The organism is Mesorhizobium sp. RIZ17, assembly GCF_051127865.1.
Lineage (GTDB): Bacteria > Pseudomonadota > Alphaproteobacteria > Rhizobiales > Rhizobiaceae > Mesorhizobium > Mesorhizobium humile.
This window is the reverse complement of record NZ_CP147861.1, coordinates 5,297,092-5,317,514: the sequence shown is the minus strand read 5'-3', so window position 1 is coordinate 5,317,514 and position 20,423 is coordinate 5,297,092. Positions and strand designations below refer to the sequence as shown.

General features: G+C 63.5%; 21 protein-coding genes. 7 read left to right on the top strand and 14 right to left on the bottom strand.

The annotated features are described in order from the left end of the window. Positions 1-89 precede the first annotated feature (89 nt). Positions 90-1,331 (top strand): FAD-dependent oxidoreductase, encoded by a 1,242-nt coding sequence (locus tag WDX12_RS25800; protein ID WP_434722514.1) that lies wholly within the window; start codon positions 90-92, stop codon positions 1,329-1,331. A gap of 313 nt (positions 1,332-1,644) precedes the next feature. On the opposite strand, the gene WDX12_RS25795 is transcribed toward WDX12_RS25800, so the two are convergent. Continuing rightward, on the bottom strand, positions 1,645-2,658 hold the full coding sequence (locus WDX12_RS25795) for a sugar-binding transcriptional regulator (RefSeq protein ID WP_434722513.1): 1,014 nt from the start codon (positions 2,656-2,658) through the stop codon (positions 1,645-1,647). Positions 2,659-2,810: 152 nt separating this feature from the next. On the opposite strand from WDX12_RS25795, the gene WDX12_RS25790 reads away from it, so the two are divergent. Next, positions 2,811-3,593: a hypothetical protein gene (locus WDX12_RS25790; protein ID WP_434722512.1), complete on the top strand. Its 783-nt coding sequence runs from the start codon at positions 2,811-2,813 to the stop codon at positions 3,591-3,593. A gap of 18 nt (positions 3,594-3,611) precedes the next feature. On the opposite strand, the gene ptsP is transcribed toward WDX12_RS25790, so the two are convergent. The 5 genes from ptsP to WDX12_RS25765 are packed head-to-tail and all read right to left on the bottom strand — an operon-like array spanning position 3,612 to position 8,324. Then, positions 3,612-5,591 carry a phosphoenolpyruvate--protein phosphotransferase gene (ptsP, locus tag WDX12_RS25785; protein WP_434722511.1) on the bottom strand — a complete coding sequence of 660 codons (1,980 nt, stop codon included), beginning with the start codon at positions 5,589-5,591 and terminating at the stop codon, positions 3,612-3,614. Between the two features lie 47 nt (positions 5,592-5,638). Continuing rightward, positions 5,639-6,019, bottom strand: a complete 381-nt coding sequence (locus tag WDX12_RS25780; protein WP_434722510.1) for a PTS glucitol/sorbitol transporter subunit IIA — start codon at positions 6,017-6,019, stop codon at positions 5,639-5,641. A 27-nt stretch (positions 6,020-6,046) separates the two neighbouring features. Further along, positions 6,047-7,051, bottom strand: a complete 1,005-nt coding sequence (srlE, locus tag WDX12_RS25775) for a PTS glucitol/sorbitol transporter subunit IIB (RefSeq protein WP_434722509.1) — start codon at positions 7,049-7,051, stop codon at positions 6,047-6,049. Positions 7,052-7,066: 15 nt separating this feature from the next. Beyond that, a complete protein-coding gene (gene srlA, locus WDX12_RS25770; protein ID WP_434722508.1) occupies positions 7,067-7,834 on the bottom strand; it encodes a PTS glucitol/sorbitol transporter subunit IIC in 768 nt (255 codons plus the stop codon). Between the two features lie 52 nt (positions 7,835-7,886). Further along, entirely contained in the window at positions 7,887-8,324 is a 438-nt protein-coding gene (locus WDX12_RS25765) for a transcriptional regulator GutM (protein WP_320298073.1), read from the bottom strand. Positions 8,325-8,513: 189 nt separating this feature from the next. On the opposite strand from WDX12_RS25765, the gene WDX12_RS25760 reads away from it, so the two are divergent. Then, on the top strand, positions 8,514-9,155 hold the full coding sequence (locus tag WDX12_RS25760) for a hypothetical protein (RefSeq protein ID WP_320298074.1): 642 nt from the start codon (positions 8,514-8,516) through the stop codon (positions 9,153-9,155). Positions 9,156-9,244: 89 nt separating this feature from the next. Further along, positions 9,245-9,919 carry an HAD family hydrolase gene (locus tag WDX12_RS25755; RefSeq protein WP_434722507.1) on the top strand — a complete coding sequence of 225 codons (675 nt, stop codon included), beginning with the start codon at positions 9,245-9,247 and terminating at the stop codon, positions 9,917-9,919. Positions 9,920-10,139: 220 nt separating this feature from the next. Here WDX12_RS25755 and WDX12_RS25750 read toward each other — a convergent pair whose 3' ends face one another. The 7 genes from WDX12_RS25750 to WDX12_RS25720 all read right to left on the bottom strand — a co-directional run bounded on the left by WDX12_RS25750 (position 10,140) and on the right by WDX12_RS25720 (position 17,370). Further along, a complete protein-coding gene (locus WDX12_RS25750) occupies positions 10,140-11,312 on the bottom strand; it encodes a DUF930 domain-containing protein (protein ID WP_434722506.1) in 1,173 nt (390 codons plus the stop codon). A gap of 121 nt (positions 11,313-11,433) precedes the next feature. Beyond that, positions 11,434-12,807, bottom strand: a complete 1,374-nt coding sequence (locus tag WDX12_RS25745; protein WP_434722505.1) for a pyruvate dehydrogenase complex dihydrolipoamide acetyltransferase — start codon at positions 12,805-12,807, stop codon at positions 11,434-11,436. 3 nt (positions 12,808-12,810) lie between these two features. After that, positions 12,811-13,809, bottom strand: coding sequence for an alpha-ketoacid dehydrogenase subunit beta (locus WDX12_RS25740; RefSeq protein WP_434722504.1), 999 nt, complete (start codon positions 13,807-13,809; stop codon positions 12,811-12,813). Further along, positions 13,809-14,855 carry a thiamine pyrophosphate-dependent dehydrogenase E1 component subunit alpha gene (locus tag WDX12_RS25735; protein WP_434722503.1) on the bottom strand — a complete coding sequence of 349 codons (1,047 nt, stop codon included), beginning with the start codon at positions 14,853-14,855 and terminating at the stop codon, positions 13,809-13,811. Before WDX12_RS25735 ends, WDX12_RS25740 begins: the two co-directional genes overlap by 1 nt. A 2-nt stretch (positions 14,856-14,857) precedes the next feature. Continuing rightward, on the bottom strand, positions 14,858-16,186 hold the full coding sequence (locus tag WDX12_RS25730) for an NAD(P)H-dependent oxidoreductase (protein ID WP_320297255.1): 1,329 nt from the start codon (positions 16,184-16,186) through the stop codon (positions 14,858-14,860). 305 nt (positions 16,187-16,491) lie between these two features. After that, positions 16,492-16,950, bottom strand: coding sequence for a YbaK/EbsC family protein (locus WDX12_RS25725; RefSeq protein WP_320297256.1), 459 nt, complete (start codon positions 16,948-16,950; stop codon positions 16,492-16,494). A 153-nt stretch (positions 16,951-17,103) separates the two neighbouring features. Beyond that, positions 17,104-17,370: a helix-turn-helix domain-containing protein gene (locus tag WDX12_RS25720; protein WP_320297257.1), complete on the bottom strand. Its 267-nt coding sequence runs from the start codon at positions 17,368-17,370 to the stop codon at positions 17,104-17,106. 298 nt (positions 17,371-17,668) lie between these two features. Between WDX12_RS25720 and WDX12_RS25715 the strand changes: the two genes are divergently transcribed. From WDX12_RS25715 to WDX12_RS25705, 3 genes are all read left to right on the top strand, one after another. After that, complete coding sequence (locus tag WDX12_RS25715) at positions 17,669-18,277, top strand: hypothetical protein (protein WP_434722502.1); 609 nt, start codon at positions 17,669-17,671, stop codon at positions 18,275-18,277. Between the two features lie 221 nt (positions 18,278-18,498). After that, positions 18,499-18,717: a hypothetical protein gene (locus WDX12_RS25710; RefSeq protein ID WP_434722501.1), complete on the top strand. Its 219-nt coding sequence runs from the start codon at positions 18,499-18,501 to the stop codon at positions 18,715-18,717. Between the two features lie 114 nt (positions 18,718-18,831). Then, the gene (locus WDX12_RS25705) at positions 18,832-19,821 is read left to right on the top strand and encodes an ATP-grasp fold amidoligase family protein (RefSeq protein ID WP_434722500.1); all 990 of its coding nucleotides are present in this window, start codon (positions 18,832-18,834) and stop codon (positions 19,819-19,821) included. Between the two features lie 221 nt (positions 19,822-20,042). Here WDX12_RS25705 and WDX12_RS25700 read toward each other — a convergent pair whose 3' ends face one another. Next, positions 20,043-20,345, bottom strand: a complete 303-nt coding sequence (locus WDX12_RS25700) for a DUF883 family protein (protein WP_320297261.1) — start codon at positions 20,343-20,345, stop codon at positions 20,043-20,045. Positions 20,346-20,423 lie beyond the last annotated feature (78 nt).

The window sequence follows — 20,423 nt, the reverse complement described above, 5'->3', positions numbered from 1 at the left end:
CTTAAGACCGATGTAAGCTCATTATATTAGAAAATACAAATATTCATCGACTGCGAGCCACGTCACACGGGAAAACCAGCGGGACTCTATTGTCAAACGGCGGTGCTGACTACGATCTGATCGTCGTTGGTGGCGGGCTTGCAGGTTCGTCGCTGGCCATCGCCCTTGCTGGCCGCGGCATCCGAACCCTCATTCTCGAGCAGCAAGAGGAGTTCAGGGACCGCATTCGCGGCGAAGTCCTCATGCCATGGGGCAGCCTCGAGGCGAAGGGCTTGGGTATTTACGATCTGCTTCTTAAGGACTGCGCCATCGAGACAGCCTACTTTTCGACATTTACCAATGGCTCGCCACCTGCGATTCGGGATCTGCGCGCGACGACCCCGGCTGCCACCTGCTGCATGACGTTTCCCCATTCGGAAATGCAAGCGGTTCTCTTGAAGCAAGCCGAGGCGCTCGGAGCCGAGGTCAGGCGCGGACATTTGGCGTCTGGTGTGACTTCTGGAGAGGTGCCACGGGTCCACATAGGCGACGACATCAGAGGACTCTCTGCCCGCCTGGTCGTTCTAGCGGACGGCCGAGATTCACGGCTGCGCTCGCTTCTCGGCTTCGAGGTGCGGCACGACGAGTGCCAGCTGTTCACGGCGGGCATGATCATGGAGGGTGACATCAACTATTCGGAGTTCCTCGCCGACGAGGCGCGGACACCGGCAAACACGGTCAATCTCTTCTATGACCCCAAGGGCGGGCGCATGGTGATCGCGATGCGCATCGCGCCCAAGCGCAATCGCGTCTATCTCGTCTACCACAAAGATGTCCTGCCGAAGCGCCTGTCAGGTCGCCATTCTGTTGAGAAGATGATACGGCAACTTCAGGAGGTGGGGGCACCCAGCCATTGGTTCGACGGAGCAAGGCAGGCAGGTCCATTCGCCAGTTTCGACGGTTCGCATCGATGGGTCGGCAGCCCTTATCGAGATGGCGTCGTCCTCATCGGTGATGCGGCGGCTGCTACCGACCCCGCCTGGGGCAGGGGCCTGTCGCGGACGCTTCGGGACGTTCGGCTGCTGAGAGACCGATTGCTGGAGAGTTCCGATTGGCGATTGGCCGCGGAGGCATACGCGAGCGACCACGATGATTTTTACGGCAGGATGCGACGATTGGAGGAGATGCAAACCACGCTACTGTTCGAACGCGGAGATGCGGCTGACCGGCGGCGCGACCACGCCTTCGCGCTCTTTGCCCGCGATTCCTCACGCATTCCGGATGCATTGGGCTTAGGCCCCGAAGCTCCGTCAGACGATCATGCCCGCGCCCGCTACTTCGGGGAGATATGAGATTGGGCCGCATGTCAGCCACTTGAGTGCGACGGCGTTCATCCGCGGCGTGTCGACAGGGGAGAGGTAACGACCCGGCACTATGCCTTCGTCGAACCCAAGTGACTGGCGAGTTTGCGGAACCTATGCCTGATCCCCGGTGGGTCTAAAGCCCCGAAAATGCCCCAAGCGGGAATCCTTAGGCGGCCTCCCACCGAGGAGTCACGAATCCGGACTCCGGATGAAGCTCGAATCCGGCCACTCCGACCATTAAATCCTTGAAATCCCCCGCGAAGGCATCACGAACCGTGCGCGGCGAATTTATGCCCGCTGCCTAACCTGCGTGCCCGGCCAGCATGCGCCGCGCGCTTTCCTCGTCGGTGATCAGGATGGTCGGCGCTATCAGGCTCATGGCGCCCAGCAGCGCCTCGGTCTTCTCGGCGCCGCCGGAGGTGAGGATGCGGATCGGCGCCTTGCGCAGGCGGTCAACATCGACCGACATCACATGGCTGTTGACGGGATGGTCGACCAGATCGCCATTGCGGTCGTAGAAATGAAACAGCAGGTCGCCGACGGCGCCGCGCGCCAGCAGGGCCTCGCGGTCCGCTTCCTTGAGGAAGCCGCCGCGCGAGAAGGTAGTGGCCGAAGCGATGCCGCCGACGCTCAGCAGGACGGCATCGAGTGCATCGGCCATCTCGAAGATCTCCTGCAGGCCGCAGCGTTCGACCAGCGCGATCTTGGTCTCGACGCTGTCGACGACGGCCGGCGTCGGCATCAGATAGCCGTCACCCTGGAAGATCTGGGCGAAGCGCCAGGCGAACTCGGCCGGGTTGACCCGCCGCGCGACGCCGACGCCGCCAAGCAGCGAGATCACGCTGAAATCGGCCAGCGATTTGGCGCTGATGAAGGGCAAGGTATGGAACAGCGTCACGCCCCAGCCGACGCCGACCCGCATGCCCGATTTCATCGCGTCGGACAGGAACATGCCGGTCTTGGCGGCGATTGCCGGGATCGGATCGGCGTTGGGGTCGGTGAGCGGCGCGACCAGCGCCTGCTGCAGCCCGAAGGTCTTCTCCAGCGCCCGCTCCAGCCGCACGATCTCCAAAAGCTCGCTCTCGATGGTGATCTTCACCTCGTTGCGCGCCCTCGCCTCGGCCAGCATGCGCACGATGGTGACGCGGCCGACGCCGAGCACGTCGGCGATCTCGTTTTGCGTCATCTGCTCGACGAAATACATCCAGGCGGCGCGGATCCTGAGACGGTCGGTCCGGCTTTCGCTGACGACCTGCTCGGAGGCCTCAGCCGCCGCCCTGCCGTTTTCGGATTCGCCCTGCCGCCGCCTGCCCAATTTCCCCTCCAAGTCCGGCGATGATGCTGCCTCGCCGATTCTGCATGCTGGTTAAATATCGCCTATTGATCTACCAATCGAGACGAACAATCTAGAGAGGGCGACTGGCGCCCCAAGCCGTGATCGGCTTCAGCATTTCGAGGCAATTGGCGATGCTGCGACAAATTTCCGAAGATGTCCGCGCCAACCTGAAGGATCGGCTTCGGGAGTTGCGCGACGCGATCCGCCAGAACCGCCACGACAGCGCCGGCGATCCGTTGCGCGATATCGCCGGTAATCTGCCGCCCTTTCCGGGCCGCAGCCTGCTTGGCCATGCCGCGAGCGCCGTCGACGAGGCGCTGACGATCGCCGAATCCTTCGTTCCGCATTCCCGGCCGCTCAAGGTTGACGGCACGACCGTAAAAAGCCTGCGGGCTTATTTCCCGCAAGGCGATGAAGACCGGCAGATCGGCGGCGAACGTCAGTTCAGGCGTGACATGTATTATCTGACCCGCGCGGTTCTCGCCGGTTACGGCATCGACAATCCGCGCGTTCACGAGGCGAGCTTTTCGGCCGTGCACGCCGCGATGCGCAAGCGTCACGCGGATCTTCTGGCCGGCGCGACGGCGGACGCAGTATCCACGGATCAGGTCGCCGCGGCTTGCGCGACTCTGCTCGTCGAATGCCTCAACCACCGTCCGGTCCAGCCTGGCGAGATCGGGGCAGGTTCGGCGATCGCCGGCGATCGGTCTCTCGACATCAGATGCCTTGCGCCGGTGGTGCTTGCCTGTGGACTGGCGACCAAGGCGGACGGCGCGCCCGAGCCCGACATTCTCGAGATCGCGGTGCTGGCCGCCGAAGTGCGGGAGGATCGCATCCGGCAGGCCTGCGCCCAGGCCAATGCCGTCCAGGAACTGACACCGGTTCTCGCCACCCTGCTTGCGCATCTGACGTAACCGCCGCGAGGGAATCCGCTATCGTTCGGCCACCATGGCCGCGATGGTTTTCTTGGCGCGCTGGATCGAGGCAGGGCTCATGCTGAGCTCGGTCAGGCCCATCCCGACGAAGGCCGGGATCAGGTCCGGACGGCCGGCGGCCTCGCCGCACATGCCCACCATGATGCCAGCGGCGACACCCGCCTTGGCCGTCAGCTCGATCGCCGACATCACCGCAGGATTGGTGACGTCATTGAGCTTGGCGACCGTCGGATTGAGGCGGTCGGCGGCCATGATGTACTGGGTGAGGTCGTTGGTGCCGATCGAGAAGAACGCCACTTCTTTTGCCAACGCCGGCGCGATCAGCACGGCGGCTGGCGTCTCGATCATCACGCCGAGGTCAAAACTTGCATGCGGCACGCCTTCGGCCTTCAATTCGGACGCGCATTCATCGACCAGCGCGCGCGTGCGCGTCACTTCGGCGATTTCCGAAACCATCGGCAGCATCACCTTGATGTTGCCATGGATCGCGGCGCGCAGCAGCGCCCGCAACTGCTTTTTGAAAATGTCGGGACGGTCGAGGCACATGCGGATGCCGCGCCAGCCGAGGAAGGGATTTTCCTCGTCGGGAAATTCGATGCCGGCGATCGGCTTGTCGCCGCCGATGTCGAGCGTGCGCACGATGACGGAATGCGGCGCGAACGCCTTGGCCAGGGCGCTGTAGGTCTCGGCCTGCATGTCCTCGGACGGCAGATGCATGTGGCGCATGAAGAGCAGCTCGGTGCGGAACAGCCCGACGCCCATGGCGCCGGCTTCCTGCGCCGCCTCGATCTCCTCCAGCGAGCCGATATTGGCCGCGACCTCGATCACCGTGCCGTCGGCGCGCTTCGGGGTCACGCCCTTGAACACTTTGAGGCCGGCGCGCTCCTGCGCCGCAGCCTCGACGCGGCGGGTGAAGTCGGCCCGCGCGGCCTCGTCCGGATCGACGATCACATGCCCGGCATTACCGTCGATCGCCACTTCCTTGGCGGTGCGTAACTCGTTGACCTTGTCGCCGAGACCCAGCACCGCCGGGATGCCGTGCGAGCGGGCGATGATGGCAATGTGCGAGGTGGCGCCGCCATGGCCGCAGATCACGCCGCCGATGCGCTTCAGCGGCGCGCGCGCCAGATCCCAGGCGCCGATGTCGTCGGCGATCAGGATCGCGCCCTGCGGGATGGTCTCCAGGCTGACCTCGTCCTGGCCGAGCAGCACCAGGCAGATCTGCCGGCCGACGGCATGGACGTCGTCGGCCCGGGCGTTGAGATAGTGATCGTCGACCGCGCTGAAATCGGCGGCGATGGTGGCCGCGGCGCCGATGACCGCCGAGACCGCGTCGTCACCGCCACGGATCAGCCTTTCGACCTCGCCGGTAAGGCTGTCGTCGGCGGCGATGTCGCGCAGGGCCGCGACAATGCCACGGTCGCCGGCGGAGAGATTGTTCTCGGCTAGCGTGCGGTCCATGCGCGCCTGGACGCTGGCGACAGCGCCGCGGAAGCGCTGGAGCTCACCTTCGATCTCGTCGGCCTGCAGGCGCCTGCCCGGCCCCTCGATCTCCGGCGGAAAATGCGCAAAGGCCGGCCCGATCGCCACGCCCTCGCTGGCGGCAACACCTTGGAGCTTGGGTGTTCCATCCGTCGGCGCGGCTGCCACGGGCGTCGCCTCCGGCGCAGGCGCGGCTGCTTGCGGGCCACCCTCGCCCGCGTCGCCCTCATCGTCGAGGCCGGCGCGCGGGTTCTCCAGATAGCCTATCAGCGCCTCGATCGCTTCGATGGCGTCGGCGCCATTGGCGCGCACGGTGACTTCCTGGTTCTCCTTGACCGCCAATAGCATCAGCTTGACCGAGCTCTTGGCGCTGACCGCCTTGCCGTCCTTGACCAGCTCTACATCGGACTCGAAAGCCTTGGCGAGCTTCACGAACCGAGTCGCGGGACGGGCGTGCAAACCTTCGTGCACTCTGACGATGGTCGAGCGTTCCATGGCAATACTCTAGGTTTGGGCGCCGTCGACAGACAGCGCGGATATTATCAGGCGGCGATGGTGATGACAGCGCCCGGTGTAAGGGCGGCCACAAGCGCTCCGGTATCGACTTCGGATGCGCAAACCTCGCCCGGCCTTTCGGCCTCGGCCGCTCCGTTGAAGGAGATCACGACATGGCCCATCTCGCGGACCTTGCTCCATGCGGTGGAGCCGACCGCCGTTATCGTCGCTGACACTGGTCCGAGGGTGATCGATGCGCCCTTTTGCGGCGCGTCTTCACTAGGCTCCTGCTCTGTCAGGTGAAGCACGGAAACCTCGGCCAGCTCGGGAGGCGAGCCATCCGCGAACAGGATGACCACGCCGCCCTCGGCGAGGTCCGCCACTTCGGGTCCTATTGCTGTGACCCGTGTCTTGAGAAGAACCGACATATGGCGAACCTCGATACTTTTGATGGCTTAGAACACGATCAGGGAGACGACCCATGCGATCAGCACGGAGATCGGGCCCATGATCTGGCGGCTGATGAGCACCGCCGGCACGCCGATTTCGATCGTCTTCGGCTTGGCCTCACCGAGCGCCAGACCGACGGGAACGAAGTCGCAGCCCACCTGGGTGTTGTAGGCAAACAGCGCCGGCAGAGCCATTGCGGGCGAGATGGTGCCGTTGGCGATCTGCGGGCCGATGATGGCAACGCCGATGACCTGCGCGATGACTGCGCCAGGTCCCAGGATAGGCGACAGGAACGGCAGGCCACAGATGGCCGAGATGACCAGCAGGCCGACGATGTTGTTGGCCAGCGGACCCATCGGTTGTGCCAGCACGTCACCGATGCCGGTATAGAGGATGAGGCCGATCAGCATGGTCACGAAGGCCATGAAGGGCAGCACGTTGCGGACGACCTGATCGATGGTGCGGCGGCCGGAATTGAAGAAGATGCCGACGACACGGCCCATGACGCGGCCGATCGAGCTGATCAGGCCGATAAGCCCGCCTTCGCTCGGCAGCGGCTCGGCCGCCCTGGATGCAGTGTTGTTGTTTGAACTCATCGATGCTGCTCCCCCCGCAGTGGTGACCGCTTCGGATCCGTCCGCCATTGTGACATTGGCTGGCTTCACGCCCGAAACGTAGATGTCTTCCGTGATGAACTGGGCGAGCGGACCCGCCTGGCCGACCGGCGTCAGGTTGACGGTCGGGATACGCTTGCGCGGATAGACGCCGCAGCGCGCGGTGCCGCCGCAGTCGACGACGACGACCGCCATCTCGCTTTCGATCGGCGGCGCCTTGAACCCGTCGACGGCCTCGGCGCCGGTCATGTCGGCGATGAGCTGCGCCACCGGATGGATGCCGCCGCCGGTTACCGACACGACCTTGCTGCGCTGTTCGGTCGGTTCGATGACCAGTGGGCCGCCCCAACCGGTGGACCCCTTCGAAATCTTTACTGCCTTGTATGTCTTGGCCATGGTGTCCTCCCGCCCTTAGAGCTCGACGCCCTGGCGGCGTGCCATGATGGCCGTGATGCGCTCGGTCAGGATGCCCTTCAGCAGGATGACGACGAGGCCGACGATGGCGTACCAGATGGCCACCTTGACGTGATAGCCGTTGGCGATGACGCCCCGCTTCTCGAGGTCGAGGAGCGCGACCAGCATGCCGCCCCACACGAAATATTCGCCGGGATTGATGTGCGGGAACAGGCCGAGCGGCGGATGCACATAGGACACTGCCGCGTCGTAGAAGGCAGGCTTGTGCTTTTCTTCCAGGAAGGAGCCGAAGGTGTAAGCCATCGGGTTGGTGAGGAAGAACACCGACAGGACCGGCAGCACGGTATAGCGGGTCAGGGCGATGCGGCCGGCGCCGCGCGCCAGGCCGTGGACGCGCTCTTCGCCGACCAGTTCGGTGACGGCATAGAAGGCGGTCATCAGCACCACCAGCGTCGGAATGATGCCGGTGACGAAGCCGGCGAACACCTCGCCGCCCTTCTGGAAGATGCCGATGAAATACTTGCCGATCGCGGTCAGCCAGCCGAGCTGCTCTTCCTGCTGCACGTTCTTCAGCTGTTCCTTCAGCTGGTCGGCGGTGACCGGCGCGCTGTCGGTCGTCGCCTGCGCGAGGACCACGAGATGATCGGTGGCATGCCCGACGCCGACCTTGCCGTGCCAGGCAGCATCCGAGACCATGGTGCCTGCCACATGCAAGTTGTGCACCGCCAGGTCGGCATGCTGCGCCAATAACGAAATTACAGACATTTCTCCTCCTTATGACCCCTGCCGGTCATTCCCAGCCGGCCGCCGGTGTCGTTTAAGCCCTTGCTACGTTCAAGCCGGACAGGCCCGGCTTCTTCCCCGGCTCCGACCGCGCGCGGTCGATCTGCTCGATCGCCCGTTTCACGGCCTCGGCCACACCGGGTTCCCCCTCCCCCATGATCGCAGGGTTGGACCGGAGTCGATCGAGGGGGATGCCCTCGAATTCTTCATGTCGCTTGAACTTGGTCAGCACCGAACGACCGCTCATGACCATCATGCGGCGCACGATGAGATCCGGCGTCACGACGACGAGCGCAATCGTGCCCTTGGCCAGCCGTCCGCGGAAATTGCCCGCGCCGACGAAGCCGTCCTTGAACTCTCCGGTGACACCTTTGAAGACGTCCGAATAATGCCGCATCTGCAGCCAGACACCGAGCGATTGCAGCGCCCAGACAACAAAAAGCAGAAGCAGCGCCCACTGCCAGATCGCCATTTCGGTTTCCTCCCGAGTCTCTTTCTCCGGCACATATTGGACGGAGGCGAGATGACCCGAAAGTGAGAACATTTGTTTCCTCGAATGTCAACATGTATTATATTAGCCGCCATAACGCTCCACAGGCGGCTGGCCGATTTCGGCATCGGCAGCGCCTGTGCTAGCCTGTCGCCAAACGGGATATGAGACATGGATCTGCCTTTCAGGCACGAACTCGCGCTTATGCCGGACCTTCGTCACCGGCTGCGGCAGCTGCGCTGGTTTCGCGCCACCTTCCGCAGCAGCGCGAAGGTGGTGTCCGAAACGTTCGGCGTGCGTTTCGAGATCGACGAGGCCAAGCTGACACGCGCCTTCCTCGACTGGATCGAAGTCATGGAAGCGCAGAAGCGATTCGCGGCGATAGACCGCGCGGACTTCATCGTCTTCGCAGCCGGGCTGGTGCTGCGCGAGCTGATCCGGCAGGCACCGGCGCGCGAGATTTCCGGCCTCACCGACATGATCGAGACGGAGGCCAATGCCGGCACGGCGGAAATCGTGCGTTTCTGGCCGGAAGGTTTCCTCTATACCAACTACTGCGTGTCGGCGATCCTGGCCGTGCACGAGCAGGAATTCGGCACGGCGCCCAGCATCGACAAATGCGCCGACGACCTGCGCATCTGGTGGTCCTACCGCGAGAACGCCACGGAAATGCCCGCCTATGCCGTGGCCTTCCTCGACCGCTTCCTCGGCGCCGAGCCCAACTGGATCACGCCCGACCGTGCGCAGTCGCGCCAGGCCATGCAGCGCGCGCTTGGATCCACGCCGGTCAGCGAGGCGCTGCGCCAGCTTTGAAGCGTTGGGGACCTAGCCGCCCTGCTATTGAACATCTGACTTTTTATCGATAGCGATGTGCGCATTGGCACAGGAGCCGGGAGAAGCGCGTGGCGCAACCTAGACTGATGATTTTCGATTGCGACGGCGTTCTCGTCGACAGCGAGCCGCTGGCCGCCAAGGCCTATGAGCGCGTCTATGAGAAGCACGGCATGCCGGGCGTCCATGGCGGCATCATTGCCCAATGCATCGGCATGAAGCAGTCCGACATCATCGTCAAAATCAAGGAACTCACCGGCCATCAGTTTCCGCCCGCCGCCGACGGCGACATCTGGGCCGAGACCAAGCTGCTGTTTTCCGAGGAGCTGAAGCCGACGCCGGGGATCGCGCCGTTCCTCAGCGCGCTTGCCGGCGACCGCTGCGTCGCCTCGTCATCCTCAGTCGAACGCATCAACCACAGCCTGTCGGTGACCGGGCTGTCGCGCTTCTTCGGCGAGGCGATCTTTTCCTCCTCGATGGTGAAGAACGGCAAGCCGGCGCCCGACATCTTCCTCTATGCCGCCGAGAAGATGGGCGCAAAGCCGGCCGACTGTGTCGTCATCGAGGATTCGCCCTTCGGCATCCAGGGCGCGGTGGCGGCCGGCATGATCGCGATCGGCTATACCGGCGGCGGACATACCTATCCCGAGCATGGCGCACGGCTGAAGGCTGCCGGCGCCGATTTCGTCTGCGCCGACTGGCACGAAGTCGGCCGGCAGTTGGCAGGGCTTGGCGTGCCGGCCTGAGCTAACGCTTTGTTAGAGCATGATCTTCTTCGAAAACCGGTTCCTTTTTCGGGGTCATGTTTGTTGGAGCATGATCTTTTCCGAAAACCGGTTCCCACTTTTCGGGATCATGTTTGTTGGAGCATGATCTTTTCCGAAAACCGGTTCCCACTTTTCGGGATCATGTTTGTTGGAGCATGATCTTCTCCGAATACCGGTTCCCACTTTTCGGGATCATGCTCTAGCGGAGGCTGGGGAAACGGCGGCGAGTCCAGTCACCGGGCGGGACCACTCCCCCTACACGGAAATTGAAGGACAGGACCCTCGTCGCATCGGCGTCGACCTCGCAGCGGAAGCTCAGATCGTACCATTGCGTTGTCGTGCTGAAGGCGGCTTGCGGAGGGTTGAGAACATTGCCTTGCTTCAGGGGAATGGTCGGCAGCCATTTGGGCGAGTAGTCGGCGCTTTGCAATTCCTGGTTCAGGACGTTGGCGCAAAGGTTGGCAACGCGCTGATCGCGCGGCACGCTCTCCATCGAACTCGTGGCCAGCGCGTTGCCGGTTGCACCCGGCGAGTAAAGCTTTCTGACGCCCGGCAGGCCGGAATAGATGGGCGATCCCGCAGCCTCGCTGTCGGCGGAGTTCGACCTTCCCGGGTTCCCGCTTGGCGCCCTCAAGGCCCTTGCGGATTTGAACTTCATCGCCTTGGAAGGTTTAGGCTTCGCCTTTTCGATTGAGGATTGAGGCGCGGGCTTGTCACCGGTCTCGGCGGTCAACGGCTTCGGTGGCACGACCGGCTGCTCTTCGGTGGTTTGTGGCGCCGCCTGTTGTTTGTCGGGCTGCGGCTTGTCAGTGTCCTCGGTCGCCTGCTTCTCCTCGCTTTGCGCGGGTTTTTCGTCCGGCGCGGCGGTTGCCGGCTTCTCCTGAGCCTTGCTGGAATCCGCCTGCTGCTCAGGCGTTGCAGGAGCGGGCTGGTTGGGCGCAGGCTTCGGCGCGACCGGCGGCTTCGCTGGTTCGTCCTGGGCTGGCGACGGCGCATTGGCCGGAGCGCTGCCTCCGTCAAGAGATTTCTCCGGGCCGGTATCCTTCTCGCCATACTGGAAAACGCGTTTCAGAACCGGGATGTCCTGCGGTTTCGGCGGCTGCGGAGGCGGTGGCTTTTGCACGGCCTGCTCGGGCGGCTTTTCAGCCTTCTTTTCAGGCGTCGGCTCCGGCGGCTTTGGAGCGGGCTTCGGCTTGGGCTGCTCGGGCGGCGGCACGATCGCAACGTTGACCGGCTGTTCCTGCTGGTCCGGCTGTTGCTCGGGTCTCGTCGAGCCAAGGAACAGGAACGCTGCGATCAGGGCATGCAGGAATAGCGATGCGGCCAAGGCCCACCGCCAATTCCGAAACCATTCCCGCATCTTGCCGTTCATTGCGCCCGATGTGGAACGAAATAGCGGCGGCTTCAAGCACTTGCCGGGATTCGCGCGAGTTGCCGCCCTGACAAGTCGGTGATGACAGGCATAAGAGCAAGCCGGATCGAGGCCTGCAGGCTTACACCAGCATGCTCATCGGGTTCTCGATCAAGCGCTTGAAGGCGCCGAGCAGTTCCGCGCCGAGCGCGCCGTCGACCGCGCGATGATCGGTCGAGAGCGTCACCGACATCACGGTGGCGATTTTGATCTCGCCCTTCTTGACCACCGCCCGCTCCTCACCCGCGCCGACCGCCAGGATCGTCGCATGCGGCGGGTTGATGACGGCGGCAAAGTCCTTGATGCCGAACATGCCGAGATTGGACACCGCTGTCGTGCCACCCTGATATTCTTCCGGCTTCAGCTTGCGGCTCCTGGCGCGGCTGGCCAGGTCCTTCATCTCGTTGGAGATGACCGACAGCGTCTTTTCATCGGCATGCCGGATGATCGGCGTGATCAGGCCGCCGGGGATCGACACCGCGACACCGACATCGGCGTGCTTGTGCTTGACCATGGCGCTGTCCGTCCAAGAGGCATTGGCATCCGGCACCGCCATCAGCGCCATCGCCATCGCCTTGATCACCATGTCGTTGACCGAGAGCTTGTAGGCCGGGACCTCGCCCTTGTCGGTCTTCCGCATCGGGGCTGCGGCATTGAGCTGCGTGCGCAGCGCCAAGAGCGCATCGAGCTCGCAGTCGAGCGTCAAATAGAAATGCGGGATGGTGGACTTCGCCTCGACGAGGCGCCGCGCAATCGTCTTGCGCATGTTGTCATGCGGCACGAGCTCATAGGAGCCTTCGGCGAACAGCTTCAGCACCTGGTCGTCCGACATCGATTTGGGTGGGGCTGAAGCGGCTGACGTGATTTCAGCCAAGGCCGGCGACGTGATCTCGGCCGGCTGCTCAAGTGTAGCTGAGCCCTTCGCGGCGACTGCGGCCTCTACATCGGCGCGCACCACACGACCGCGAGGGCCACTGCCTCGTATATCGGCAATCATAAGACCTGCCTCGCGGGCCAGGCGGCGCGCAAGCGGCGTCGCGCGTTCGCCGGTCGGCGATTGGCTGATATCTCCACTTGTGCGGGATATGGCCGGCAGCGCAGACGGGGGCGCGACAGGCTGAGAGGCCGGAGGGACAGCGCCCCCCTCTGTCGGCTTTGCCGACAGCGCCCCCACTTGGGGGGAGATTGGAGCCTTGTTCTCAGACGCATAAACCTCGTCGTCAGCATAGATCCAAGCCACAGGCTCGCCGACCGGGATGTCGACGCGCTCCTTGCCTGTCACATTGCGCAGCGTGCCGCTGGCAGGGGCGTCGATCTCCATCGCCGCCTTGTCGGTCTCAATCTCAAAGAGCACATCGCCCTTCTTGACGTGAGCCCCCTCCTCGGCAAACCAGCGCGAGATCTGTCCGGTCGCCATGTCCATGTCGACCTTGGGAAGAATGACCTCTGTCGGCATCGCTCAGCGGACCCCTTTCACGAGGTCGCGGGCAGCAGAGATGATGTCGGGAACCTGCGGCACCGTCGCCTTTTCAAGATCCGGATTGTAGGGGATCGGCGTCTCGGCGCCGCCAAGGCGCACGATCGGCGCATCGAGATAGTCGAACGCCTCGCTTTCGGCGACGAGCGCGCTCACTTCCGCGCCGATGCCGAGCGTCTTCACCGCTTCGTAGACGCAGAGCAGGCGCGAGGTCTTCTTCACGCTGTCGATAACGGTCTGCCGGTCGATCGGGCGGATCGTGCGCAGGTCGACCACTTCGATGTCGATGCCCTCGCCTTCCAGCGCCGCAGCGGCGTCGAGCGCCTTCTGCACCATGATCGACGTCGCGACGACGGTGAGGTCGCGGCCTTCACGGCGGATCTCGGCCTTGCCGATCGGAACCGTGTAATGGCCTTCCGGCACATGGCCCTTCATCTTGTAGAGCAGCTTGTGCTCGAAGATCATGACCGGGTCCGGATCGGCGACCGCGGCAAGCAGCATGCCCTTGGCATCGTGCGGCGTTGCCGGCTGGATGACCTTGAGGCCAGGCACATGGCCGAGCCAGGCTTCGAGGCTCTGGCTGTGCTGTGCGGCGGCACCCGTGCCGGAGCCGGCAGGGAAACGCATCACCACCGGCACCGAGACCTCGCCGCCGAGCATGAAGCGCATCTTGGCCGCCTGGTTGACGATCTGCTCCATGCCGAGCGTGGCGAAATCCGAGAACTGGAATTCGAAGATCGGCCGCATGCCGGTGACGGCCGCGCCAACCGCGACGCCGGCGCCACCCAATTCCGAAATCGGGGTGTCGATCACCCGGTCGGCGCCGTAGCGCTCGACCAGGTCGCCGGTCACCTGGAAGGCGCCGCCATAGACGCCGATATCCTCGCCCATCAGGAAGACGCGTTCATCCATGTCCATGGCGATCGCCATGGCTTCCTGGATCGCCTGGGCGTAGCTCAGTTCACGCACCGCGGCGTCCATCACGCCTGCTCCGTGTAAACATAGTTCTGAAGGGTGGCGATCTCGGGCGCCGGGCTCGCCTTGGCGAACTCGATGCCGTCGGCGATCTCCTTGGTGACCGCGTCGCGGATCGCCTGGATACCCTGGTCGTCGATGAAGCCGAAATCGCGCAGCTCGGTCTCGAACAGCGTGATCGGATCGCGGTTCGCCATCCAATCCTCGATCTCTTCCTTGGTGCGGTAGCGGTTGCGGTCGCTCTTGGAATGGCCGCGATGCCGGTAGGTCTTGGATTCGATCAGCGTCGGTCCCTCGCCCGCACGCGCCCGCTCGACGGCCTTGAAGGACGCCTCGGCCACCTCGGAGAAGATATTGCCGTTGACGATGACGCCGGGCATCGAATAGGCGGCCGCCCGCTCGGCGATGTTCTTCACCGCGGTCGAGCGTGCCGTCGAGGTCGACATGCCGTAGCCGTTGTTCTCGCACACGAAGATCACCGGCAGCTTCCAGATCGCCGCCATGTTCAGCGCTTCGTGGAAGGCGCCCTCATTGTTGGCGCCGTCGCCGAAGAAGGAGACCACGACCTTGCCGGTCTTCATCATCTTGGACGAGAGCCCCGCGCCCACCGCGATCGGAATGCCGCCGGCGACGATACCGTTGGCGCCGAGATTGCCCTTGGCGACATCGGCGATATGCATGGAGCCGCCACGGCCCTTGCAGTAACCCGTGGTCTTGCCGAAGAACTCGGCGAACATGCGGCTGACTTCGGCGCCCTTGGCGATGCAATGGCCATGGCCGCGATGCGTCGAGGTGATCTGGTCGTCCTCGGCGAGCGGCATGCAGATGCCCATGGCGCTCGCTTCCTGGCCGATCGACAGGTGCATCGTGCCGTGGATGAGGCCGCGTGTGTAGCACTCTTCCGCGCCCTCTTCGAAGCGGCGGATGAGGTACATCTTATGAAGCACCGCTCTCAGCTGCTCCGGGCTGTACTGGCGATAGACGAAAGGCAGGTTGGCCCGGCTATCCAGGACGGCTTTGCCGGCCACGACGGCTTTGCTGGCTCCAGCCATGATCACGCCTCCACAGCGCCGTAAACGAGCTTGTCCTGGCGGGCGCGCAGCTCGGCGATCTTCGAGCCCGGCGCGGGCGCCGCGTTGGCATAGGTGATGAGCTCGCCCTTCTTGATCGGTGCGGTGACCGAGCCGCCCTGCAGCAGGCCGCAGGGAACCGCGCGGGCCGCATGGGCCTCCGGGGCCGTCATGATCCAGGCGCGATAGCAATACTCGCCGATGGCATCGAGCTTGTCGCCGGGCTTCAAATCCTTCTTGGCGACCGCACAGACCTCGGCCACGGGCTTGGCCAGCGGCACCATGTCGGCCTTGCCGTAAAGCACGACACGGGCGCAGGTGAGCGGCACTTCAAGCGAGGTCAGGTGATAGGGGCGATGGAAGGTGAAATACGGGCCCTTGCCCATCTTCAGGTCTTCCATGCGCTCCGAAATGCGCGGATGCGACATGTCGGCGACGACGAAGACGCCCGGCGCAACACCCTTGCCGATCGAATAGTCGACCACGCCGACCTTCGACAGCACGCCGCCGTCCTTCTCAGGCACCAGCACCTTCGACAATTCGCCCAGCGTCGCGGCCGGACCGTGCATGCCGGGCTTGTCAGGGACCAGCCCGGTCGCGTTGGCGATCGCCGCCATCTCGACCATGGTCTTCGAACCATCGACGAACTCGACCAGCATGCGCACATTCATATGCCGGCGCTTCGCTTCCTCCTCATAATCCGGAGGCGTGGCGTCGATGTTGAGCGGGTTGTTCTTGCCCTTGCCCGCGGCCACGATCGGATGGCCCATGGCCGAGACGAACTCGATCAGCTCCATGCAGGAAGACGGCTCGTCGCCGGCGCCCAGCGAATAGGTGACGCCCAGCCGGTCGGCCTCGCTCTTGAGATAGGCTCCAATGGTGACGTCGGCCTCGACATTCATCATCACGAGGTGCTTGCCATGCTCCATGGCGCGCAGGCCGATCTCGGCGCCGACGGCCGGAACGCCGGTCGCGTCGATGACGACGTCGATCAAGTCGTTGCCGATGACCAGGCTGGAATCGTTGGTAACGGCGATCTTGCCGGCCTCCATGGCCGAATTCATCGCCGAGGCGGTCGACACTTCCCGCGCATGGCCGGTTTCCTGGAAAGCGATGTCGACGGCCTTGCTGGCCGCCGGCAGGTTGAGCTCGGAAATGGCGCCAATCTCGATGCCAGACATGTGAGCGACGCGGGTGACGATGTCGGTGCCCATTTCGCCGGAGCCGATCAGGCCGATGCGGATGGGCTTGCCGGACTTGGCTCGTTCCTCAAGGTCGCGGGCAAGGCCCGTCAACGAAATGTTGGATGCCATACCGTGTATTCCTCCCATGTCGCATGCTGTTCGGTTGCTTGACCGGTATTGAACATATGTATTTCTGTCAAGACTAATGTCCAGATTTTGGGCATTGGTCGACGCTTTTCCAATTGCTCGAGGCGCAACGGCGAAAGGCACGGGCGGCGGACGCCTGTAGAAGCGAACAGCCGCGGCCGAATGTCGGTCAAAAACCGCGCCAAGGCCCTCGACGAACCATGAAGAGATATCTGTCTCTTGTTTGACGCAATTCCGGCCGGAAAACCGCTACGCACTTTTCCGGGAATTGCTTCGGGTGGCAATTGTTACTGGCAAACGTCAACCCAAACGGCGCCAACCAGATCGGCCATGCGCTGCGGCGTGATGCGCACTGCGGCATTTGTCGCGCCGGCCGCCGGAACGACTTCGTCGAAAGCCTTGAGCGACAGATCGCAATAAACGGGCAGCGGCGCCGGCAGACCGAACGGACAGACGCCGCCCGGCGGATGGCTGGTGACTGCCAGCACCTCCTCGCCGCTGAGCATGCGCGGCTTACCGCCCATCCTGTCCTTGAATTTGCGGTTGTCGAGCCTGGCGATGCCGCTGGTCACGACCAGCATGGTCTCCTCGCCGACGCGCAGGCAGATCGTCTTGGCGATCTGTGCCGGCGTGACGCCATGGGCTTCGGCTGCCAGCGCGACAGTGGCCGAGCTTGCCTCGGTGACGACGACCTCCACGTCCGGCGCGTGCTCGGCAAAGAAGGCGTGAACCGATTCCAAGCTCATGATGAACCCTCGTCAGGTCTGTCGGACAGCAGCGATCGGCGAATCGCATGGCGCGGCCATTATTGGCAAGAGCCAGCGCCTGCGCCTCGCAGGCACTAAAAAGCCCGCCGGGACAAACCTCGGCGGGCTCCTGAATTGACGCCTCTGGCGCCTCTATTGCTGCGTGGGCCGATTCTCTGTGGACGGCACCCTGATCAATTCTTCTTCCGGCATTTGCAGCGCGGAAGCGATGCGGCGAAGCTTGGCGGGGTCGGCGTCCTTGCCGTCCTCGATGTCGACGATCTCGCCCACGGCCAGGCCGCAGGTCAGAGAAAGCTCCTCGATCGTGTATCCCCTCGTTTCGCGAGCGGCTTTCAACGGATTGAGGCCGGACGCGGCAATGATGTCATTGGCAACAGCGTTTCGTACGGTGTTGGGCATGGCAACTCCTTAAAGGTGAAACAGGTCGGATGAAATGTGGCGTTGCCTGAGACGGGCGGGAGAATGCTCGTTAACAAATGATTTGCCAAGAGCACCGGTACGGCGTCACGCCATCGTGAAGCGCGTTTTGGCCTAATGCCTCGGGCTTCGTACATGTAAGGCCGCGCGGCGCTCAATCAAGTTCTTTTGAAGGGCGACGGCCGGATTCGCCGGCATTTTCGACGCCTCTATTCGTTAGCTCGCCGTCACCGGCAGCCGAAACCCGCGCGCCGGGCACTTCACGGAAGGATCGAATGCCATGGATTTGAAATCGTTCGCAATTGTGCTCGGCACAATCTCAAGCGTCATCAGCGCGACGCATGCGCAGGCGGCGGACGTCACGCGCATTCGAGGCAGCGTCGTCAGCGTTGCCGGATCGACGCTGACGGTGAAGGACCGCGATGGCAAAACCGACGCGATCACGCTTGCCGGCGGCTGGAAGATCTCGGGGGTCGCGAAGGCATCGGCAGCCGATATCAAGCAGGGCGATTTTCTCGGCATCGCCTCGGTGTCCAAGGCCGATGGCGGCAGCGGCGCGCTTGAGGTCGTGATCTTCCCGGCCGCGCTGAAGGGCACGGGCGAAGGCGACCGCGACTGGGATTTGCAGCCCAACAGCCGCATGACCAACGGCACCGTCGCCGACGTCACCGAGATCCAGGGCCGCTCGGTCACGCTCACCTATGACAACGGCCAGAAGAAGCAGATCGCGATCCCGCAGACGACGCCGATCGTGACATTCGCCGCCGCCACGCCGGCGGATCTGACGCCTGGCATCGCGGTGTTCGTCAACGCCGAGCGCGGCGGCGACGGCAAGCTCGTCGCCAACCGGGTCGTGGTCGGAAATCACGGCATCGCGCCGCCCATGTAAGGCCAGGCGGCCGCGTCCCTGGATTTCCAGAAGATCGCGCAATCCTCGTCCTTCGGGGCGGGGGCGCGACGCAACGGGCTTCCCGGAAACAATCCAGAAACAAAAATCTACAGTTGGGAAAAATTGTCGAAAAAAACCAGGAGGATAGTCCTTGTTGCGAGGCTTGGGTCCCGGATTTGATCCGGTGCATCCGGAACGCCCGCTTAACAAGGAGACGAGTCATGAAGAAGTCCCTTCTCTCAGCGCTCGGGCTGGCTCTGGCCCTGGCGTTCACCATTCCGATCCTGGGCGCCACCAGCGCTGATGCAACTCCGATGAAGAAGCATCATCATCATCGTCATCACCACAGGCATCATCGCTGGCATCATCGTTGGCATCATCATCACCACCATCACCATCATCATCACCACCACAAGAAGATGGCTCCGAAGAAGTACTGACCTTTCGCTTTTGCCGATGGGCAGGCCTTCGCTTGTTGCGCGGTCCGGCCTCCCCATCGGAATTTTTCTGCTTTAGCATCCGGTGATGCCGCACCACGCTCCGGAATGTGTCTGATGGAGGAGGCCAGCGCCGACCTTCCGGCCGGACACCGCCTGGTGCTGATGGCCGCTCGAATCTTGCTGACCCTTCGCCATCCGGTTCTCGTTGCCCGCTTCGCCATGAGACTTGGCTATCTGCCGAACCCAGCCGCCCCAACGCGCTACAACGAGCTGATGCTGTGGCGGAAGATCGTCGACCACAATCCGCTGTTCGTGACGCTGACCGACAAGCTGGCGGCAAAGGCTCATATCCGCGCCGCCTGTCCTGAGTTGCCGGTGCCTGAAACGCTGTGGTCCGGCAGCAATCCGGAAGACATACCGGCGGCACTGCTTGCCGGCCAAGTCGTCGTTAAAACCAACCATGGCTGCGAAATGAACCTCTTCGTTTCCGACGGCCAGCCCGGGCGGGCGGAGATCGTGCGCAAGACAAGGCGGTGGCTTACGAAACGCTTCGGGCGGCGTAGCGGCGAATGGGCCTATTGGCCAATCGCCCCCGTCGTTCTCGTCGAGGAGCGGCTGAAACTCAGCGGCAGAACGATCGCCACCGACATCAAGGTTCATGTCTGCAGCGGCGACATCAGCCATGTCTGGGCCGAGGACAAGCTCGCCGAGCGCTCGCATCTGTTCGATGGCGACGGGCGTCCGCTACCCGGACGCGACCCTGACTACCCGCGTGAGGACCAATTCCTGCCGGTCGGTCCCGCCCTGCTCGACCTTGTCCGGCAAGCGATAGCGCTGGCGCCCCATATCGCCGGAGACCTCGATCATGCCAGGATCGATTTCCTGGTCACGGACAAGGGTCTCTATGCCGGTGAAATCTGCATCTATTCCGCCGCCGGCTACGGCACATGGACCAATCCTGCAATCGCCGAGCAACTCGCACGGCTGTGGCGGCTTGAGGACTCGGCCTACCTCAGGCGTCGGCATCGCGGAGTGAGCCGCTTCTATGCCGAGGCGCTGCGTGCCAGATGCGCGATGCGCGGCACCGATAATTTTGACGGCTGAACACTGACTCGCCGGTCAAACGAGAAAAATCGCGCGACGGCCGCGCGATCTGTAAGGGCCATGGCTCGTGCCTGGTGCCGCAGGAGCATCTGTACCGACACCACCGACAAAAACGGCGAAGACCCGGCTCAAGCTGGCGAACTGATCGCCTGAAACCACAGGGCACGAAAATGGCGGCCGTCGAGGACGGCCGCCATTTCTGTTTCAATCGCGTCGATCGATCAGCGCCGGCTGATCAAAAGGCCCGCAAGCAATCCGACCACGACCAGCCCGACTGCAGCGGCCGTCGCCGGGTGATCGCGCGCCGTTCGCTCGATCACCCTGCCCCTGCGCCGGATTGCCGGCAGGGCCTCGTGGAGGCGATCAGCAAGTTGCGAATAATAGTCGGACGCCGCCTCGCGGCTATCCTCGTAATAGTCGTCACCACGCCTGGCCAGAACCTTCCTGAGGTCGTGCAATTGTCGCGAAAGCGCCGCGACCTGCTTGTCGATATCCAGGTCGGAGAGGGTCGAGAACGATGCCATGCTTGTTGTCCTTCTCTTCGAGAAGGCCTAACGCGCGGACGACGAGCCAGTTCCGGCGGGCCGACCGCGCGGCATCAA

Coding starts and splice junctions, on each gene's coding strand:
- WDX12_RS25720 (WP_320297257.1), bottom strand. CDS start 17,370: ATGCCCAACACCGTACGAAACGCTGTTGCCAATGACATCATTGCCGCG.
- WDX12_RS25780 (WP_434722510.1), bottom strand. CDS start 6,019: ATGTCGGTTCTTCTCAAGACACGGGTCACAGCAATAGGACCCGAAGTG.
- WDX12_RS25735 (WP_434722503.1), bottom strand. CDS start 14,855: ATGGCTGGAGCCAGCAAAGCCGTCGTGGCCGGCAAAGCCGTCCTGGAT.
- WDX12_RS25700 (WP_320297261.1), bottom strand. CDS start 20,345: ATGGCATCGTTCTCGACCCTCTCCGACCTGGATATCGACAAGCAGGTC.
- srlE (WP_434722509.1), bottom strand. CDS start 7,051: ATGGCCAAGACATACAAGGCAGTAAAGATTTCGAAGGGGTCCACCGGT.
- WDX12_RS25730 (WP_320297255.1), bottom strand. CDS start 16,186: ATGGCATCCAACATTTCGTTGACGGGCCTTGCCCGCGACCTTGAGGAA.
- WDX12_RS25745 (WP_434722505.1), bottom strand. CDS start 12,807: ATGCCGACAGAGGTCATTCTTCCCAAGGTCGACATGGACATGGCGACC.
- WDX12_RS25790 (WP_434722512.1), top strand. CDS start 2,811: ATGCTGCGACAAATTTCCGAAGATGTCCGCGCCAACCTGAAGGATCGG.
- WDX12_RS25740 (WP_434722504.1), bottom strand. CDS start 13,809: ATGGACGCCGCGGTGCGTGAACTGAGCTACGCCCAGGCGATCCAGGAA.
- WDX12_RS25710 (WP_434722501.1), top strand. CDS start 18,499: ATGAAGAAGTCCCTTCTCTCAGCGCTCGGGCTGGCTCTGGCCCTGGCG.
- srlA (WP_434722508.1), bottom strand. CDS start 7,834: ATGTCTGTAATTTCGTTATTGGCGCAGCATGCCGACCTGGCGGTGCAC.
- ptsP (WP_434722511.1), bottom strand. CDS start 5,591: ATGGAACGCTCGACCATCGTCAGAGTGCACGAAGGTTTGCACGCCCGT.
- WDX12_RS25725 (WP_320297256.1), bottom strand. CDS start 16,950: ATGAGCTTGGAATCGGTTCACGCCTTCTTTGCCGAGCACGCGCCGGAC.
- WDX12_RS25765 (WP_320298073.1), bottom strand. CDS start 8,324: ATGGCGATCTGGCAGTGGGCGCTGCTTCTGCTTTTTGTTGTCTGGGCG.
- WDX12_RS25715 (WP_434722502.1), top strand. CDS start 17,669: ATGGATTTGAAATCGTTCGCAATTGTGCTCGGCACAATCTCAAGCGTC.
- WDX12_RS25760 (WP_320298074.1), top strand. CDS start 8,514: ATGGATCTGCCTTTCAGGCACGAACTCGCGCTTATGCCGGACCTTCGT.
- WDX12_RS25705 (WP_434722500.1), top strand. CDS start 18,832: ATGGAGGAGGCCAGCGCCGACCTTCCGGCCGGACACCGCCTGGTGCTG.
- WDX12_RS25750 (WP_434722506.1), bottom strand. CDS start 11,312: ATGAACGGCAAGATGCGGGAATGGTTTCGGAATTGGCGGTGGGCCTTG.